11 protein-coding genes and 1 pseudogene are annotated in these 19,346 nt (G+C 67.7%); 5 read left to right on the forward strand and 7 right to left on the reverse strand.

Annotated features, from left to right (window positions below; all coding sequences use genetic code 11):
* The first annotated feature begins 3 nt into the window (after window positions 1-3).
* Entirely contained in the window at window positions 4-1,791 is a 1,788-nt protein-coding gene (sdhA, locus tag FB471_RS13810) for a succinate dehydrogenase flavoprotein subunit (protein WP_141998469.1), read from the forward strand.
* Window positions 1,791-2,579 (forward strand): succinate dehydrogenase iron-sulfur subunit, encoded by a 789-nt coding sequence (locus FB471_RS13815; RefSeq protein WP_141998471.1) that lies wholly within the window; start codon window positions 1,791-1,793, stop codon window positions 2,577-2,579. Before sdhA ends, FB471_RS13815 begins: the two co-directional genes overlap by 1 nt.
* A gap of 116 nt (window positions 2,580-2,695) precedes the next feature.
* On the opposite strand, the gene FB471_RS13820 is transcribed toward FB471_RS13815, so the two are convergent.
* Both FB471_RS13820 and FB471_RS13825 read right to left on the reverse strand, forming a co-directional pair.
* On the reverse strand, window positions 2,696-4,324 hold the full coding sequence (locus tag FB471_RS13820; protein ID WP_246076397.1) for a trypsin-like serine protease: 1,629 nt from the start codon (window positions 4,322-4,324) through the stop codon (window positions 2,696-2,698).
* A 342-nt stretch (window positions 4,325-4,666) separates the two neighbouring features.
* A complete protein-coding gene (locus FB471_RS13825; protein WP_170220804.1) occupies window positions 4,667-5,131 on the reverse strand; it encodes a hypothetical protein in 465 nt (154 codons plus the stop codon).
* Between the two features lie 412 nt (window positions 5,132-5,543).
* Between FB471_RS13825 and FB471_RS13830 the strand changes: the two genes are divergently transcribed.
* Together FB471_RS13830 and FB471_RS13835 are read left to right on the forward strand one after the other, a co-directional pair.
* Entirely contained in the window at window positions 5,544-9,128 is a 3,585-nt protein-coding gene (locus FB471_RS13830; protein WP_141998476.1) for an ALF repeat-containing protein, read from the forward strand.
* A complete protein-coding gene (locus FB471_RS13835; protein ID WP_141998478.1) occupies window positions 9,125-9,505 on the forward strand; it encodes an SCO4402 family protein in 381 nt (126 codons plus the stop codon). The genes FB471_RS13830 and FB471_RS13835 overlap by 4 nt, the downstream gene beginning before the upstream one ends.
* A gap of 866 nt (window positions 9,506-10,371) precedes the next feature.
* On the opposite strand, the pseudogene FB471_RS13845 reads toward FB471_RS13835, so the two are convergent.
* The 4 genes and pseudogenes from FB471_RS13845 to FB471_RS13860 form a co-directional block, all read right to left on the reverse strand.
* Window positions 10,372-11,758, reverse strand: a pseudogene (locus tag FB471_RS13845) (IS1380 family transposase).
* A gap of 675 nt (window positions 11,759-12,433) precedes the next feature.
* Window positions 12,434-14,728, reverse strand: a complete 2,295-nt coding sequence (locus tag FB471_RS13850) for a PQQ-dependent sugar dehydrogenase (protein ID WP_141998480.1) — start codon at window positions 14,726-14,728, stop codon at window positions 12,434-12,436.
* Window positions 14,729-14,973: 245 nt separating this feature from the next.
* Entirely contained in the window at window positions 14,974-16,407 is a 1,434-nt protein-coding gene (locus tag FB471_RS13855; RefSeq protein ID WP_141998482.1) for a S8 family peptidase, read from the reverse strand.
* 78 nt (window positions 16,408-16,485) lie between these two features.
* Window positions 16,486-16,728, reverse strand: a complete 243-nt coding sequence (locus tag FB471_RS13860) for an SCO4848 family membrane protein (RefSeq protein WP_141998485.1) — start codon at window positions 16,726-16,728, stop codon at window positions 16,486-16,488.
* Window positions 16,729-16,769: 41 nt separating this feature from the next.
* Between FB471_RS13860 and FB471_RS13865 the strand changes: the two genes are divergently transcribed.
* Window positions 16,770-18,002: a D-alanyl-D-alanine carboxypeptidase family protein gene (locus tag FB471_RS13865; RefSeq protein ID WP_425457060.1), complete on the forward strand. Its 1,233-nt coding sequence runs from the start codon at window positions 16,770-16,772 to the stop codon at window positions 18,000-18,002.
* Here FB471_RS13865 and FB471_RS13870 read toward each other — a convergent pair.
* Entirely contained in the window at window positions 17,962-19,311 is a 1,350-nt protein-coding gene (locus FB471_RS13870; RefSeq protein ID WP_141998487.1) for an MFS transporter, read from the reverse strand. The two genes, FB471_RS13865 and FB471_RS13870, sit on opposite strands and share 41 nt — an antisense overlap.
* Between the last annotated feature and the right edge of the window lie 35 nt (window positions 19,312-19,346).

The raw sequence follows: 19,346 nt of genomic DNA on the forward strand, positions 1-19,346 counted from the left end.
CTCATGCAATTCCACAAGTACGACGTGGTGATCGTCGGCGCGGGTGGTGCGGGTATGCGGGCCGCCATCGAGGCGGGCCAGCGCAGCCGCACCGCCGTGCTCACCAAGCTGTACCCGACCCGCTCGCACACCGGGGCGGCCCAGGGCGGCATGTGCGCGGCGCTGGCCAATGTCGAGGAGGACAACTGGGAGTGGCACACCTTCGACACGGTCAAAGGTGGCGACTACCTCACCGACCAGGACGCCGCGGAGATCATGGCCAAGGAGGCCATCGACGCGGTGCTCGACCTGGAGCGGATGGGCCTGCCGTTCAACCGGACCCCGGAGGGCCGGATCGACCAGCGGCGCTTCGGCGGGCACACCAGGGACCACGGCAAGGCCGCCGTGCGCAGGGCCTGCTACGCGGCCGACCGCACCGGGCACATGATCCTGCAGACCCTGTACCAGAACTGCGTGAAGCACGGGATCGAGTTCTTCGACGAGTTCTACGTGCTGGACATCACGCTGACCGAGACCGAGAGCGGGCACGTGGCCTCCGGCGTGATCGCCTACGAGCTGGCCACCGGTGAGATCCACGTGTTCCAGGCCAAGTCGATCGTGTTCGCCACCGGCGGGTTCGGCAAGGTGTTCAAGACGACCTCGAACGCGCACACGCTGACCGGCGACGGGATGGGTATCTACTACCGCAAGGGCCTGCCGCTGGAGGACATGGAGTTCTACCAGTTCCACCCGACCGGGCTGGCCGGGCTGGGCATCCTGCTCACCGAGGGGGCGCGCGGCGAGGGCGCGATCCTGCGCAACACCGACGGCGAGCGGTTCATGGAACGGTACGCGCCCACCATCAAGGACCTGGCGCCGCGGGACATCGTGGCCCGCTCGATGGTGCTCGAGGTACTGGAGGGCCGGGGCGCAGGGCCGGACAAGGACTACGTCTACCTGGACTGCACGCACCTCGGCGCCGAGGTGCTGGAGGCCAAGCTGCCGGACATCACCGAGTTCGCCCGGACCTACCTCGGCGTGGACCCGGTGCACGAGCCGGTGCCGGTGTACCCGACCGCGCACTACGCGATGGGCGGGATCCCGACCAACGTGCACGGCGAGGCACTGCGGGACAACGACAACGTGATCCCCGGGCTGTACGCGGCCGGGGAGGTCGCCTGCGTCTCGGTGCACGGCTCGAACCGGCTGGGCACCAACTCGTTGCTGGACATCAACGTGTTCGGCCGGCGCGCCGGGATCGCCGCCGCGGAGTACGCGAGCGGGCACGAGTTCGTCGAGCTGCCGGAGAGCCCGGCGAAGATGGTGCAGGGCATGGTCGACCACCTGCGCACCGCGCACGGCGGCGAGCGGGTGGCCGACATCCGCACCGCGCTGCAGCAGACCATGGACACCAACGCGGCGGTGTACCGCACCGAGGACACCCTCAAGCAGGCGCTGACCGACGTGCAGGCGCTGAAGGAGCGCTACGGCCGGATCGCCGTGCACGACAAGGGTATGCGGTACAACACCGACCTGCTGGAGGCGGTCGAGCTGGGCTTCCTGCTCGACCTCGCCGAGGCGCTGGTGACCGCGGCGCTGGCCCGCAAGGAGTCCCGCGGCGGGCACGCCCGCGAGGACTACCCGAACCGGGACGACGTGAACTTCATGCGGCACTCGATGTCGTACAAGCTGCTGCCCGACAAGGAGGATCCGGACGCGCCGCTGGGCCTGACCGGCTTCCTCGCCGACATCCGGCTTGACTACAAGCCGGTGACCTTCACCCGGTACGAGCCGATGGAGCGCAAGTACTGATGACTGCCACGACCGCCGAACCCACCACCGGTTCGCACGACACCTCGCAGATCCCCGCGCCGGAGGGCTCGGTCACCATCACGGTGAAGATCCTGCGGTTCAACCCGGAGCTGGACACCGACCCGCACTGGGAGTCCTACGACGTCCCGGCGCTGCCGACCGACCGGGTGCTCAACCTGCTCACCAACATCAAGAGCTACGTGGACGGCACGCTGTCCTTCCGCCGCTCCTGCGCGCACGGCATCTGCGGCTCGGACGCCATGCAGATCAACGGCATCAACCGGTTGGCGTGCAAGGTGCTGGTGAAGGACCTGCTGGCGAAAAAGGGGAAGCCCACCACGGTGAGCGTCGCGCCGATCAAGGGCCTGACCACAATGAAGGACCTCTATGTCGACATGGAGCCCTTCTTCGAGGCCTACCGGGCGGTGAAGCCGTACCTGATCGCCTACGGCAACGAGCCGACCCGCGAGCGGATCCAGTCGGCGGCCGACCGGGAGCGGTTCGACGACACCACCAAGTGCATCCTGTGCGCCGCGTGCACCTCCTCCTGCCCGGTGTACTGGAGCGACGGCTCCTACTTCGGCCCGGCCGCGATCGTGAACGCGCACCGGTTCATCTTCGACTCCCGGGACGAGGGTTCGGAGGAACGGCTGGACATCCTGAACGACGCCGAGGGTGTCTGGCGCTGCCGGACGACGTTCAACTGCACCGACGCCTGCCCGCGGGGCATCCAGGTCACCAAGGCCATCCAGGAGGTCAAGCGCGCCCTGATGTTCAAGCGCGTCTGACCCTCCGCCACGCCTGTCAAGAGTGATTCGTTCCCTGCGGGTTCGCAGGGAACGAATCACTCATGGCAGTAAGCAGATGCTGCGGCCTTCCTAAGCCAGGCACAGGCCACAGGGTGTCAGTAGGGGCGGTCGATGACGGTGTTGGTGCTACGGGTCCAGCGGATGTAGCCGTGTTCGAAGTTGTTCCGCCTCCCGCCGGGCACGCTGTACTCCCCGCTGGTGGGGTAGCCGAGGTACGACTTTTCCCAGCCGAGCGAGGCCCAGCGCTTCTTGATCAGTCCATATATCTCATGCGCGCCGTTTCCGGGTGACCAGTAGATCGAGCCGCCCTTGGTGAAGTGGTTGTACCGCCCCACGCCGTCCGGGGTCTTGGTCTCGTCCGTGGTGGGGTACCCCATAGGACCCCGCTCCCAGTCCAGCGCCGCCCACTTCTTCCGGATCTCGCCCCACACCCCATGCGCCCCAGTATCGGGCGTCCAGTAGATCGAAGCGTTCTTGGTGAAATGGTTGTACCGGGCCACACCATCCGGCGTGGCGACCTCGTCCGTGGTCGGGTAGCCCATCGGCCCCCGCTCCCAGTCCAACGCCGCCCACTTCTTCCGGATCTCGCCCCACACCCCATGCGCCCCAGTATCGGGCGTCCAGTAGATCGAAGCGTTCTTGGTGAAATGGTTGTACCGGGCCACACCATCCGGCGTGGCGACCTCGTCCGTGGTCGGGTAGCCCATCGGCCCCCGCTCCCAGTCCAACGCCGCCCACTTCTTCCGGATCTCGCCCCACACCCCATGCGCCCCAGTATCGGGCGTCCAGTAGATCGAAGCGTTCTTGGAGAAGTGGTTGTACCGGGCCACACCATCCGGCGTGGCGACCTCGTCGATGGTGGGCGCACCGAACCGGCCGTGCCCACCCAGCGCGAGATACCGATCGAGGATCGGGCCGCGGATGAATGCGGTCACCTCGGTGTCCGCGGACCAGTACAGGCGGCCCCGCTCGAACTCCCGATAGCGATACGGCCACTCCACCACCTCCGAACCGACCGGCGTGCCGATCTCGGCCTCCAGCGCCGGGTCAGTGTCGACCCGCTGCTGCAGCGGCGAACGATCCAGCCAGCCGGTGAGGTCGTCCACCCGGGTGTCCACCGCCCCGGTACGGGTCTCCTCCACCCCAAGGCAGCCATGCTGCCAGGACCGGCTGTGGATCCCGACCAACTCCAGCCGACCCTCCACCTCCCGCACCGCCGGACCACCCGCATCACCCTTGCACAGCGCCGCGTCCTCAGCCGCCGGCTGCAAATCGATCGTGCTCGGGTTGACGCCAGCTACGGAGAACGTGCTGATGTTCAACTCGTCCGGCTGCCACACTTCAGCCGTGCGCCCGTACCCCACCACATTCAACACCTCATCCTGCCCGGCAGGCATCGTGCTGATCGGTACCGGCGTGACGTCCAGAACCGGCTCATCCAACCGGGCCAGCACCAGATCACGATCCTCCCGCGGCACCAACTCCACCACCGACCGCACCCGACCCTCACCCCGGCCGGAATACGCACCCCCGACCACCGCCGTAACCGGCTCCCCCGGAACACCCGGCGGGATCGGAAACCCCTCCCCCGGATCCTCGGCGAAACAACTACTCGCCGTCACCAACCACTCGACATCGACCAACGCCGCACTACACTCCCGCTGTTGGATGTAGATCTCCGCGACGAACCCGTACTCCCCCTCAGGCGCCGGGCCACCACCCACGGCATACACCGCCCCGCCGCTCAACAAACCACCGGCAAAACCAGCAACCAACAGGCACGAAAGCACGGTCGTGCGTCTTCTCCTGCTACGCATCCTTCCACTCCCCAATAAGTTTGACTATCATCACGAATAGGATGGTCGACCATCATCCAGATGGGCCTCATGGACTGGAACGACCGACAACAACTCGGTAGTCAACAGAACCGCCACTCGCCCGGTGAAGCTACCCCATCAGTCTGCTCGTCACATGCATCCGAACTCTGTATCGCTATCATGGGTAGCTCATACTCTTAGCAAGATCGCCACAGCATGATCGAAGACCACACCCGCATCCCTTGCCGATTACTCGGCAGTCCGAATTTCCAGCAGCGTGGACGGTCCATTCTCCGGGTCCGTTCCTTCTCCCACCGACTTCCATTCATTTTTATCGATATTGACCTGCTCGATGTCACCCTTGACGTTCAAGATTGCCTGAAGATCGTGACTGTCGGCTTTGATGAGGTAGACTTCGGAGACTTCCATCGTCACATAGCCGCCCTGCGCAGTAACCGAGAAGCAGAACTCGTTGACACTCCGACTATGCACACGGATGACGTCTGCCCCGTCGACACATTCTGTGAATAGAATTCGACCGTTACCCTTCAGGAGCTCGACACCGCTCTCGGCCAGAATTTGATCTGCGTTCGGGTAAGATGAATCCTCCACGATAACCGGCGGTTCGGTCGTCTCCGACTTCTGCTCGATCACGTCGTCGGACCGCTGCGCCGCCGACGCAAACTCGGAACCCTCCGACATGAACAGACTCATGGCGACAACCGCACCTACCGCCACAATCGCACTGGCACACGCCGCAAGCACGACCCGTAACCATGAACTTCGCATTGCTGAATTCCCCTCGTTCACTCATTCGCATTGGACCATCCGGAGCAAGATGTTGGTCCCTTTACTGATTTGCCGCATTAGCGGATAGCAGCCAGCAACCATATATGCAGAACCCAACCCGGATACTCAACTGTGATTTAAGTCACATTCCATGCTTTCCCATTTACCTGACTGATCCGAGTCTTCTAGAATCCAGAACCCATGCGCGCCCAATGACTATTTCGACCCGAGAATTTGCGGTCGTCGATCATTGCCGTTGTCCGTATGATCAGAAACCACTTGTATAATCTTTAGTGTGTTGTCGAGCAGCTGTTAGCTGCAATTTCAGGGGGACTCAATGGAAAACGGACTCGTTATCCTGAGACGCGTCGTCCTAGCAATCTTCGCGCTCTTGATCGTTACATCGAGTGTTCTGGCGCCGACCGCGGCGACCGAGCCGACGTCACCGACCGACCGAGCCAAGGCGGTCGAATTGCTTACAACGGGTGGTCCTGGGGTTTCCCGGGCAGCCGAGGTTGCTCTGACCGGTACCGACGCGCAACTACGCGAGTTCCTCGATACGGGCTACCAGGTGGCTGCGGAGCACGATGATCGCGTCCGGGTGGCCCAACTGCTCACCATCGGTGGCCCCGGCGTCAAGCAGTCAGCTGGTACGGTACTTTCCGGTTCCGCTGACGACCTGCGTTCCTACCTGGATGGGGGTTGGCGCGGCCCTTGGGCTGAGGACGAGCGCGTCCGAGTCGCGCAGATCATGCACGCTGGTGGCCGCGGTGTGCGGGAAGCGGCGCAGCAGGCGTTAGACGGCGATACGGAGGATGTGACGGAGTTCCTGCTCGCTCAACAGTATGTCGCGCGCGAGCATGACGATCGGGTTCGGGTAGCGCAGATCATGCACTCCGGTGGCCCGAACGTCCAGCGGGCTGCTCAGGTTGCGCTGAACGGCTCCATCGGGGACATCCGCGACTTCCTCGAGCGCGGTCAGCACATTGCCAGGGCACGCGACCAGGAGACCGCCACGGTCGCCAGGCTGGCAGAGCTGGCCAAGTCGTCTGGCGAGACGGCCGCCAGGGAAACCGCTGGCGCGAAGGAAGCTTCGGCCCGCGCCGTGGAGGCGGCGAGATTGGCTAAGGAAGCCGCACAACGGGCCGCAGCGGAGATGGAAGCGGCCAAGGGCGAGGCCGTCCGTGCCGCGAGCGCGGCGGGCCGGGCGGCGGATGCGGCAACTCGCGCTGCCCAAGCCGCCGAGGTCGCGATCGGCGCGGCTAACGCTGCCAATAACGCCGCCAGGGTAGCGGCCAACGCTTCATCCAGGGCGTCGACCGCTGCCGCACTGGCCGGTCAGGCCGCCGCCCGCGCCTACAATGCCGCGGCCGCGGCTGTCGGAGACAAGGGTAAGGCTGCCCAAGCGCGGGCAGCAGCCGAGACCGCCAGGGACGTAGCAAAGAGTGCCAGGGTCGCGGCAGGGGCCGCCGACAAGGCGATCGACGCCGTACGCGCCGCTATCGACGCCGGCCGTGCCGCGCTGAGCGCGGCCGGGCACGCCGACACCGCGGGCTCCGCCGCGGGCGAAGCCGAAAAGTACGCCGACGAGGCAGGCGCCGAAGCGGCGCGGGCGACCAGGGCGGCCGCCGACGCGCGGCGGTTGGCCGCGGAGGCCACGAGGGCAGCCAACCGGGCGACCGCGCTGGCTAACGAAGCTGCCCGCGCCGCAGCCGAAGCCAGAGACGCGGCCAACCGGGCGGCGGAACACGCCGAGGCAGCCGCGCGCGCCGCCGACGAAGCAGCAGACAGGGCCGGAGAGGCCGACGACGCGGCCAGGGAAGCGACGGCGCACGCCAACGCGGCCATCGAAGCTGCCAATGCCGCCACCACGGCCGCCAATCAAGCCCGTGCAGTCGAGGAGAAGGCGCGCCAGGCTGAGGACGAACAGCTCAGGGCCCACACCGCGGAGAAGGTGCGTCAGGCCGAGGAAGCCAAAGAGGCCGCTGATGCCAGGCAGGCCGAACTGGACTGGGAACAGGCCGAACAGACACGGCTGGACGAAGAGACCAAACGACTGATCGCCGAGGCATCCGCACCGGACGCTTCGCCACAGACAGTGCTTATCAACGGCCGCAAGATCGCCGCTCGGCTGATTCGGACCGGAGGTCCGTGGTCGGCGGAGGCCGCGACCACAGCGCTGACCGGCGGGGAATCCGACGTCCGGCTGTATGTGCAGGACCAGCGGATCACTGCAGCGGAACAGGACGACCGCGCCCGCGTCGAATACCTGGCGGCTCGCAGCGACAACCCGGCGTTCGTGGAGGCGGCCGAGGCCGCGCTGGCTAGCAACTACCAGGACGTCCTGGAGTTCCTGCGTACCAGGAACTATCCGGGCAAGGACGACGACGATCGGGTCAAGATCGCCCAGTTGATGGCAGACGGCGGGCCCGCGATGAAGGCCGCTGCCCAGGAAGCACTGGACGGGACCGCGGAGGACCGTCGCCAGTTCCTGGAAAGTGGCCAATACACCGCGGCCGAGCACGACAACCGGATCGAGGTCGCGCAGCTCATGGACGCCGGCGGCCGCGAGGTCAAGGCCGCCGCGGAGATCGCGCTCGCCGGTCCCACCTCCTACCTGGAAGACTTCCTCCAAGTCGAGTATTTCAAGGCGAAGCGCCGCGACCTCGACTACGCCACTCACGTCGCTGAAGTGCGCTACTTCGTCGCCGAAGCCGCCAGGGCCGCCGCACACGCACAGCAACTCGCCGCCGAGGCCGCCGAGGCAGCGGCGATAGCCCGCGACGCGGCGGAGGAAGCAGCAGGGTATGCTCGCCAGGCTCGTGAATCGGCGGACCAGGCGCAAGGATACGCCGACGAAGCGGCCCAATCGGCCGCGCAGGCACAGGAGTCAGCCAACCAGGCGGCCGCCTCGGCTCGCGCGGCCCGCAACGCCGAAGCTTCCGCGCACGAGGCCGCCAGCAGAGCCGCGCATTCCGCAGCTCAGGCCAGAGCGTCCGCCGCACGGGCCCGTAACCACGCCAACACCGCGGCCGCCCATGCCGCACGAGCCCGCGCCGCAGCAGAGGCCGCGGGCAAGGACGCCGAGGCGGCAACCGCCGCGGCCGACGAAGCGTGGCAGCACTACCTGCAACTGCGCAAGCAGGAGCAGACCACGCCGCCCTCGTCGGACCCGGACCAGCAGGTCAGCATCGCCGAGTTCGAGAACGGTTCATACCTAATCCACGCCGACGGCTTGTGCTACCTCAACGGCATAGCGCTGTCCAGCAGCTACAACGGTGAAGCATGCAACGCACTAGCTCGCGACTTCGACAACTGGCTCGCCGGCTTCGCGTTCTTCATCAACTGGGACGGCCTGAAAGGCGCAGCCGATGCCAACGCCCGCCTACTCAAACTCTACTGCACCATCAAGAAGGGCTCTTGCAGTAGCGGCCTGGAGACCCTACTGCGAGACCTGAAGAACGCACCGCTCGCGATTCCAGAAAACGGGCCAGGAGCCGTCGCCGGCGGAGGATTCGGCCGAATCATTGGCTCCGGCAAGATCGCCAATCTCAGCAAGTATCTCGACGACTTCGCACAGCAGGCCGCCCGAGGCTGGCTACCGGAGGCGGTGCTCGCGAAGATCCCGAAAGACTGGAAGGCCGCCATACCTAACGGCAAGTGGAGGCCGGAAACGAACACTAAGCAAGGGGTGCGTTGGTTCGGACCGAACCGCGACGCGCAGGGCATCCGCATCGACCGGGGAAACCCGACACACGAGCATCCGTCACAACGAGTGGATCATGTGGTCGTCCGCGACGGAGGCCAGTTCGTCGGCCCGAACGGGAAACGGTATCCTCCAAACTCATCGCCCAAGAAGAATCCGGAATTGCATATCCCGCTAACCGACTGGCTGAAATGGTCTCAGTGGAACAAACCATGACACAGGTTCGTTTTCCCGGCATGCGTACCGTGGTAGTCGAAGCCGTTGAGCACCTCGCCGACGCCGAGTACCAGCAGCAGGTATGGGTACGAAAGGAGCATCCGCACGAACAAATGCCCTACACCACCGACGATGCGGTGCACGCCCTCTACGACGACACCTCCGTCTTCGAGGAACCAGAGCACGCTGTCGGCAATGTGCTGCGCAACAAGGAGGAAGCTGAGGCATTGCAGCCATTGAAGCGAGCCCTGGACACCGTGTTCGACGAGCTAGGCACCGATCTCGACGACGCGGAGTATGCGACCGCACCGCAGTGGGCCGTCGTCGTCGCGACCGCCCGCTCAGCGCTGGCCGTGCTGAGGGCATCCGAGCCATAAACGACGAGAGGGTCGCTCGCTGACATACTCGGCGAGCGGCCTTTCCTCGCGGCGGCAGAACCCGCAGGTGATCGCGACCAACAAAGCTGCCACACCGACGGCGGCCGGGGCGAGGCACTCGGCCACAGACTCACCCGCGTAGCCGAACAAATCGATCACCTCGGCGTACCTGCCCTCCCTTGCGGCAGGCTGCGAATTCCTGCAGGATCAATGGCATACGCCCGCAACACACCCAAGTTCTTCTAAGATAGGGCGCGAACTATCCCTTTCAGGAGCCAACGCCAAGCGGATGTCCGGTCGCGAAACAAGGAAGATAACACGAAGGCATGAAAATTAATTCAACAGATGACAAAGTGAAGGATCGTTTTCGGACGAGGAAGAGGACCTACCGACTTTCGGCGAGTTCCTGGAAATCCTCGGCTGGTCCATGGCCACCAACAGCGAGTTCGTGGACGACTTGCCGTTTCCCGTGACGTTCAAGGCGAGGGACAGCGACCACCGTTGGTACCATAATGATCCGTCCGATCGCGTCGCAGGGCTCAACGACAGCACGTTCAATGAGGCGTCGTATTTCTGGCATTCCTCACGGAACGAGCCCACAGCGTCAGCGAGAAGCTCGCCGCTCCGGCGGACCTCGCCAGCTACGTCCTCCAGACCCTCAAGGCGTCGACAGTTGCCTTCGCCGACGTCACTAGCCCTGATCTTTCGCGTGGCTGACGTGCTGGCCTGATCGGGTTCGGATTGGGTTTTTGATGGTGTTTCTGGTCGTGGGGCGTGGTTGGCGGCCCGTTCAGCGGGTTGGCTGCCGGGTTCCACGGGCCCGGATGGATGTCCCTTCGTTGGTTGTTGGGGCGGGTTTGGGCTGGTCAGCCGGGGTGTAGGCGGGCGAGTGCGGTGGTGATCAGTCTGGTCCAGGGCCAGTGTTTGGCGAACCGGAGCTGGGTTTGCCGTGCGTGGCGGGCCAGCCGCGCGGTGGGGGAAAACAGCCGCAGGCGCAGGCGTTTGGGTTCCCAGCGGCGCGCGTCGTGGCCGTGGAGGGCGAGCGTCTGTATCCAGGCGGTGAGCTCAGCCGCGAGGCAGATGATCTCGATCCAGATCCGGTTGGCGTCGAAACCGTGCAGAGGTAGGTTGGCAAGCCCGGTGTCTTTCGCGGTGCGGATGCGGTCTTCGCAGCGGGCGCGGCGGCGGTGCCGCAGCTCAAGATCCGGCAGTTGGCCGCGGGTGGTGTTGGTGGCGAACGCGGTCAGCCGCAGCCCGTTACGGTCGGTGAACCGCAGTTGCGCGCCGGGGTGCGGGTGTTCGGCGCGGACGATGACGCGCATGCCGGGGGGCCAGCCGGGCAGGTCGATCAACCCGGTCAGCTCCGCCACCCACGCCCCGTCCCGGACCTGGCCGTGGCGTCGTAGGCGGGCGTCCACACATGCTCAGGGATCTTCTCGACCGCGGCAGCGGTGGTCTCGGTGAGGGTGAACCCGACCGAGTACTGCAACCGCCGCTGGTGGCAGTAGCGCACGAAGTCATGTGTTCCGCCGCCGGAATCGGTGCGCACCAACACTTTTCTGCCGACCCGATAGCCCGGTTGGAACGGCAGCTGCGTCAACGCGTCCGCCAGCACCTGCTGGTGATCGGCCGCGGTGTTGGAACCGGCGTTGCCCGGCCGCAACATCACCACCAGCGGCTCACCGGTCCCGTCGACACCGTGGTCGGCCCACGCACCCAACGGATGAAACCCGTACCCCTGCTTGAAGTTCGGTGCGGCGCGTTCCTTGTCCGAGTGCGCGGTCACCAGCGTGGCATCCAGGTCAATGATGAGCGGATCGTCGGCGTCGATCCCGTGATCGGGTGCGTGGTCACTGGCGCGTTCCCACGCCACACCACATTACGTGCCGCGGCGCGCGCGGACCGGATGGCCGTCACCGCCGTGCCCGCGTCGTCGGCCAGTGTGGTGATCAACCGGGAGACGGTCGGATCCGACGCCACCCGCCCAAATACGCCCGGTTCGGCCCGCAGCAGGCCGACATCGGCCAGGCAGTCGCCGCCCAGCGCGACCGCGATCGCCACATCCAGCACGATCTTGCCCGGATCGTGCACGGCCAGGGGTTCTCGCCACGGTGACAACGCCCTCGACAACGCGCCCGTCAGCCCGACCGCGTCGGCCGTGCGCAGCAGCAACACCGCCCCGGCCTGCGACACGACACCCGAACCCGACCCGCCTACCACCAGCCGCGGATACGGCGACCTACACTTACTCACCTGAATGGTGCTCCTGAACCTGCGACCAATACGACCTTCGACAAGCCGTATCATCGCAGCTCAGAGCACCATTCTCCTTCCACGGCACGCCGCCAAACCCTCACTCCCGCGAAAGCCCGGGGCTAGCGACGACATACGCGAGCTCACCACGGACGACGTCTCGAGAACCGACCCGAAGCCGAAGCTCGGTGACGTGGTGGCCATCCCGGCAGAAGCACCGTCCGGGACCGGGTTTCATCTGGCTGTCGTCCTGGCCAACGACCAGTTGGGCGTGGCGGTAGGACTGCTGCAGGGAGTGTCGCCCACCCCGCGGGTGGACGACACCACGCAGTATCGAACTCGGCACATCCCGGTCTATACCGGAGACGAATCGATCAGGGAGGGGACGTGGCAAATAGTCGACCATCGCGACAATCTGATGCACTTGTTCCCGAACCCGCCGGAAATGTACCTCGAGGCGAGTCCCGTGCTGGGGCAAGGCACGGAGACTACGGAGCGGCGCACTCCACTGATGGAACGAAGCGCCTCATCAGCAAGGAAGAAACGGACGTCGTGGGCCTGCTGGACGGTTCGTACGAGCAAAGCTACCCGTCCGAGCGCTTTCAGCACGTACTCAACGAGGGCCGGTTCGACAGTGGCCCCAACACCGGAGTCGCTACGCACTCTCCGTGACTGCTAACAGGGGTTGAGGAACCAGCAGAGTCGGTAGGTGGCGCGGTACTCGGTGTGCTCGGCCGGAGCGGTGATGTTGTGCGTGCGGGCACCGCCGTCGGACCAGCTGCTGAAGGCGTACTTCAGGTCCAGCCAGCCGAGCCGCTGCGGGCTGGCGGCGCTGATCGAGTTGTTCGAGCCGACGATCACCGTGCGGGTGAACGGCGCCTGCTGTTCCGCACCCGCCGCCGTCAGCGCGGCCCCACTGGGGCTCGAGGTGAAGGTCAGTTCCACCGTCCGCGGATACAGCTCCAGCGTGCTGCTGCCGGTGTTGCCGTCCGAGTCGGTGGCGGTGAGCGTCAGCCGCAGGTGCGAGGGGTAGCCATGGTCCGGCGCGACGAACTCACCCGCGGACACCCCGTCGAAGTCCCGCACGTTGTGCGTATGGCAACCACCGCCCTCCTGGCAGTGCCGGATCGCCAGCCGCCAGGACAGCGCGGACGCCGGGAGGGTGCCGTCCTGCTGATCCACCGCCCTGCCGGAGAAGGGCACGGTCTGGCCGACCCGCCAGTTCAGCTCGCCGGTCGGCTCGTCGATCACCGGAACCGGGTCCTGCCCCGGCGGGCTGCCCACGGTCACCGGCACCGTCGCGGTGTCGGTGGCGCCATCGGAGTCGGTGACCCGCAGGCCGACATTCACCTGCGCGACCTCCACATAGGTCCGGGAGGCGGTCGGTCCGGCGGCGTCGTCGTAGCTCCCGTCGCCGTTCAGGTCCCAGGCGTAGCTCAGGCCATCCCCCTGGTCGGGGTCGCTGGAGCCGGTCCCGTCGAACTGGACGGTCAGCGGCGCGGGACCGGAGGACGGGGTGGCCGTGGCGACCGCCGAGGGCGGCCGGTTCCCGGAGTGGTAGCTCACCCTGCGCAACTGGCCGGCGCCGAGCGCGACGTAGAACAGGTCGCCGCCGGGTCCGGTGAGCACCTGTACCGGCACATCCGCACCGGTCACGAACGGCACGATCCGCGAAGGGCTCGGCTGCCCGGACTCGGTCTGCATGGCCCAGATGCAGCCGCGGGAGGAGTCGGCGAAGAACAGCGCGCCGTCGTAGGCGGCGGGGTAGTCGCTGCCGGACTCGAAGGCGATCCCGGCGACCGAGGAACCGTCGGTGGCGCAGCCGTCCCCCGGCACCACCTCGCTGTTGTGCCGGTAGGCGAAGTACGGCTCGTCCTGGCCCGCACCGGCGTACAGCGACTCGCACCGGTTCAGGTTCGCCCCGTCGTAGCCGGGCTGCCGCTCGTCACCCTCGTAGCAGGGCCAGCCGAAGTTCTCCGCGACCGCGTCCCCGGCATCGGTGATCCGGTTGATCTCCTCCCATGCGTTCCAGCCGACATCGCCAGACCAGATCTCGCTGGTGCCGGGCCGGAAGCCGAACCGGAACTGGTTACGCATGCCGTAGGCGATGATCCGCCGCTCGTTGGCGTCGCCGCTGGAGGCGAACGGGTTGCCCGGCAGGCCCGCACCGGTGTCGGGGTCGATACGCAGGATCGCGCCGTTCAGCACCACCGGCTGCCCGGCAGGCCGGTTCGGCGACTGCGAGCGCAGCGCGCCGCCCTCGGCGTCCGGCGGGGAGAGACCGGTGCCCGCGGGCTCGGGCGGGTCCCCGCAGGGGTTACCGACCTGCCCGTAGTCGGCGAAGTTGAAGCTCGCCCCGTCGCCGCCGCCGACATACAGCGCACCGTCCGGGCCGAAGGTCACGGTGCCGATGGAATGGCTCGGGTACTGCTGGCACCAGCCGGTGAGCAGCGGCTGCTCGGCGGTGGCGGTACCACCGGAACCCATGGTCAACTGGGAAACCCTGCCGGTGACCACGCAGCCCTCGTCGGTGGCGCCCGGCGGGGACGGGCACTCGTCGCCCCAGCGCGGCGGGCTGCCGCCGGGTTCGGCGTCGTAGGTGTAGCTGACGTAGACATAGGGCCGCTGCGGGAACTGCGGGTCCACCGCGAGGCCGAGCAGTCCCCGGTCCCAGAAGTCCTGCGTCTGGGTGCGCAGGTCGGCGAACACCGTGGCGCTCGGGTCGGCGAGCGAGTCGAAGACCTTGACGATCCCGCTCTTCTCCGCGACGAACACCCGTCCGTCCGGAGCGAAGGCCGCCGCCGTCGGCGAACTGAGCCCGGAGATCGCGACCGTGTCCCCGAACCCGGTCGGCACCGCGGCCGCCGCCGGCGTCGCGGGGAACGCGGCGAGGCCGACCGCGACCAGCGTTCCGGCCAGCGAGGTCGCCAGTGCCCTGCGGGGCCTGGCTCTTCGCTCGTACCAACCCATATGGACCTCCCGATCGCCCGTGGGGACCGCTCACCGGAGTGAGCGTTTCTGCACCCCACAAGCGGGAGAACACGCACCCGCGTTACTGCCGAATCCGCCCGCGTGTCGCAACCGTGACCCGAATAGGGCCGAACGGCGCAGCCGTCGAGGGGAGTCGGCGCAGCGGCCTGCTCCGGTCCGGGTGCGCAAAAACGCGGGCACGGCAAGGATCTGCCGTGCCCGCGTGCGGTCGGTTGTTCCGGTGGTCAGCGGACCGCGCGCAAGGCGTTCACCATTCCCTTCCCGTAGAAGGAGTTGTTCCACTTCGGACCTTCACAGTCCTCGGCGTCCCCGCAGGGAACCGGGTCCGCGGCCTTGAACCCGAGCAGCGCCTCCAGTGCCCACGGGGGCGCGTGCCGGTACTTGCCGGCCAGCAGCGCGACCACCCCGGCCGCGTGCGGGGAGGCCATCGAGGTACCGCACTTGCTGCCGTACTTGCCGTCGAACACCGTGGACAGCGGGCAGGCCGGGCCCTCGCCCTCCGGCGGCACCCGGGTGGGGTCACCGCCGGGCGCGGCGACCTCGATCGCGTGCCTGCCGTAGTTGCTGTAGTACGCCTTGCTGCCGGTGTAGCCGGTCGCGGACACCGTCACCACGTCGTCGACCCCGCCCGGCAGGATCGCGCAGCCGGGGTTCACCGGGTGCGGCCTGTTCGGGTCGGTGGTCTGCTCGGGGATGTTGAATCCGCTGTTACCGGCCGCGGCCACGTTGAGCACGCCATGCCGGGTCGAGTACTCCACCGCGCGCCGTACGGCCTCGAAGGCCGCGGCGTCACCGGGCTGCTTCGGGCAGTAGAACATGCCGGGATCGATGTAGTAGCTGTGGTTGGCCACCTCGAACCGGTGCTTCGCCGACCACATCAGGCCGCACACCGCGGCCTCCGGGTAGATCAAACCCTGGTCGCTGACCACCTTCACCGACGCCAGCCGCACCCCGGGTGCCACGCCGGTGAAGCCCGTGGCCGGGTCCTTGCCCGCGATGGTGCCCGCGACATGCGTGCCGTGGTCGGAGGTGGTCGGCGCCCAGGCCTGCGCACCGGTGTCCGGGGCACCGGACAGGCAGCCCGCCGAGGCGGCAGGGTCGATCGCGTGCTGCAGGCCGGGATGCGTGGGCTCGATACCCGAGTCGACCACACCCACGGTGACCGAGCGGCTGCCCTCGTCGATCCGGTTGGCCTGCGGTGCCTTGATCGCCCGCATATCCCACTGCAACGCGCTGAGGTCCTCGGTGCCGGACACCACCTCGGTCGTGCGCTCCAGGTTCTCATCCTCGGCCGCGCGGGCCCGCGCCCTGGCCTCGGCCGCCGCGGTCTCCGGCGGCTCGGCGATCTCCCTGCTGCCCGAGTAGGCACGGAACACGCCGAGGCGCTCGGCGAAACCGGGGTCGCTCGAGGTCGCCACCGCGACCCCGATCTCCCGGTAGTAGGCGACCGGATCGCCGCACTCGGCCCGCAGCTCGCGGTCCACCCGGTGACGCGGGGTGTGGGGGTCGTACAGCACCACGTAGCCGTACTCCGGGCCGGTCGAGTCACAGTGTGTGGCCGCGGCCGGTTCGGCGTTCGCGGCCGGCGCCAGGATGCCGGTCGCACCCAGCGCGAGCGTCGTGGCCGCGGGTAGCAGCCAGCGTCGGGATCGGGACATTCCCACCTCCAGTAGAATGACGAGCAGGGTGCACGTTAGGCAGATGATCACGGCCGCGGCGCCCGCCATCCGGAGCAATCACCGGTTCGAGTCACGGCGCGCGGCCCGCCAGCCGCGCCAGCCGAGCACCCCGATGATCGTGCCCAGCACGAAGGACACCACGGCCAGCGCCGCGTGCACCACGAGGAACGAGGTGGGGGAACCGTCCGGATTCCAGGCGTCGTCGCTGGCCAGGAGGTTCCTGGCGAAGGTGATCCAGATGACCCAGGACCAGATACCGAAGATCAGCAGAAAGAGCGATACACCCCGGGACATGCGCATGCCCCGCAGTATGCCGCCGCCGTGGCGGTTAGCCTGCACGGGTGCACCCCGTCTCACCTCGCGCGTTCCGGATCCTTGTCGTGGCCGTGCTGTCCGGCCTGCTGACGATGTCGACCCCGCTGGCATCCGCACAGACCGGCACCGCAGCCCCGGACGGGGACTGCCCGAACCGGCTGCTCCCGCCGCCCCCGGTGGACACCTCGGAGCGGCCACCGCCGGGGCAGGAGTCCCCCGAACCGCCACCGGTCCCGGACCGCCCGGCCGGTGGCGAACGGATGGGCGAGTGCGGGCCGGTGCTCCCGCCGGACATCCTGAACCCGCCCGCGGGCACCACGGCGCAGTCCTGGTTGCTGCACGACCTGGACAGCGGCGATGTGCTGGTGGCGAAGAACCCGCACGGGCGCTACCGGCCCGCCTCGCTGATCAAGGTGCTGCTGGCGCTGGTGGCGATCGAGGAGATGGACGGGGACGACCGGATCACTCCGACCACAACGGACGCCGAGCAGGAATGCACCTGTGTCGGCATCAAGGCGGGCAGCTCGTACGCCGTGGACGATCTGCTGCACGGCCTGCTGATGCGGTCCGGGAACGATGTCGCGCACGCCTTCGCCACGGCGCTCGGCGGGGTGCCCGCCGCGCTGGAGAAGATGAACGCGCTCGCCGAGCAACTCGGCGCCAGGGACACCCATGCCGCCACCCCGTCCGGTTTGGACGGACCGGGGATGATGAGCTCGGCCTACGACCTGAGCCTGATCTTCAACTACGCCATGCGGCAGCCCGAGTTCGCCGAGGCCGTGGCCACCAGGGAGATCGAGTTCCCCGGTGGGCGGGGTGAGCCGGCCTTCCCGATCTACAACGACAACCGGCTGCTCCGCGACTACCCCGGCTTCCTCGGCGGCAAGACCGGGTTCACCGACGACGCGCGGCACACCTACGTCGGCGCGGCCGAACGCGAGGGCAGGCGGCTGGCCGTGGTGATGCTGCGGTCCGAGCAGCGCCCGACCAGGGTGTCCGCGCAGGCCGCCGAGTTGCTCGACTACGGCTTCCGGGTGGCGGCGACCGGGGTGGCGCCGGTCGGCCGGATCTTCTACACCGAACCCACCAGCGAGGCGGCCGCCCCCACCGCCGGGGACGAGGAGGCCGAACTGGCCGGCTCGACCACGCCGGAGGACCCGTTCGGCGTCACCGGATGGGTGATCACCCTGGTCGCCGCGGTGCTGTCCATCGGGGGTGTCATCCTCGTGCACCGCCGTCGCCAGGCCGAGGGGTCGTAGCGTCCTGCTCCTCGCCCAGCCGCAGCGCACCGCCCGGCGAGTGGCGGCAGTCCAGTTCGCGGCAGTCCCCGGAGGCGGCATCCTGGGCCGCGTGCTCCCCGGGGTGCTCCGCGGGCAGCGTCTCCTCGGCCAGCCACCAGGTCACCAGCGCCGCCACCGCGATCCCGCCGGTGACCAGGAAGGCGAGGCCGTACGAGAACTGCTCGGCGATCGCGCCCGCCACCAGCGGGCCGAGCACCGCGCCCACGTCGGCGGACATCTGGAACCCGGCCAGCACGCTGCCGCCCCGCGCCTTCGACCCCAGCACATCGGCCACCGCCGCGTTCTGTGCCGGGTTCAGCGTCCCCGAACCGAGCCCGGCGATCACGGCCCCGGCGAGGAACAGCCAGACCACATCGGACTGACCGAGCAGCACGGTTCCGACCCCGAGCAGGGCGAGGCCGATCAGGGCCGGCGGCTTACGCCCCCTGGTGTCGGCGAACCGGCCGGACACCAGCAGGACGAGCGCGTTGGCCGCGGCGAACACCGACAGCACGATCCCGGTGAACTCCTCGCCCTTGGCCAGCACGACCGTCACGAACAGGGGAACCAGGGACATCCGGATGCCGAACACCACCCAGCCGTTGGCGAAGTTCGAGGCCAACGCCGCGCGGTAGGTGCGGTGCCGTAGCGCCGCGCGCAGGCTCAGCACCGGCTCCCCGTCGGAGTCGGCCCGGCCGGCGAGCTCGGAATCACGTAGCTGCCACCACACCAGCGCGGTGGTGAGCAGCAGCGCCACCCCGTAGGCGAGGAACGGCGCCCGCAGCGACACCACGACCAGCCCACTGCCGACGATCGGGCCCGCGATACCGCCGAGCAGGAAGCTGGTGCCCCACAACCCGGAGGCCCGCCCGCGCAAATGCGGGGGCGAGATCCGGATCAGCAACCCGATCGCGGACACCGTGAACATGGTCGATCCGACCCCGCTCAGCGAGCGGAACAGCAGCAGCTGCCAGTACTCGGCCGCGAAGGCGCAGGCGATCGTGCCCGCCGCCACGATCAGCAGCCCGACCAGGTAGGTCGGGCGCTCGCCGAACCTGGTCACCAGCCGCCCGCTCACCGGGGCGAACGCCAGCCGGACGAAGGCGAACGCGCTCACCACCACCGAGGCCGCGGTCACCCCGACGTCGAAGCTGGTCGCGAAGCTCGGCAGGGCGGGCGCGATCAGCCCGTACCCGATGGCGATCAGGAAGCTCGCGCCAACCAGTACCCAGATCTCGCGCGGCAACCGCTGGGTCTCAGCGTTACCGTGCGTAACCTTTTCCGTCACTATGCCCCCAATGCGTCACCGCGAGCATAGGCGCC

This window comes from Amycolatopsis cihanbeyliensis (genome assembly GCF_006715045.1).
Lineage (GTDB): Bacteria > Actinomycetota > Actinomycetes > Mycobacteriales > Pseudonocardiaceae > Amycolatopsis > Amycolatopsis cihanbeyliensis.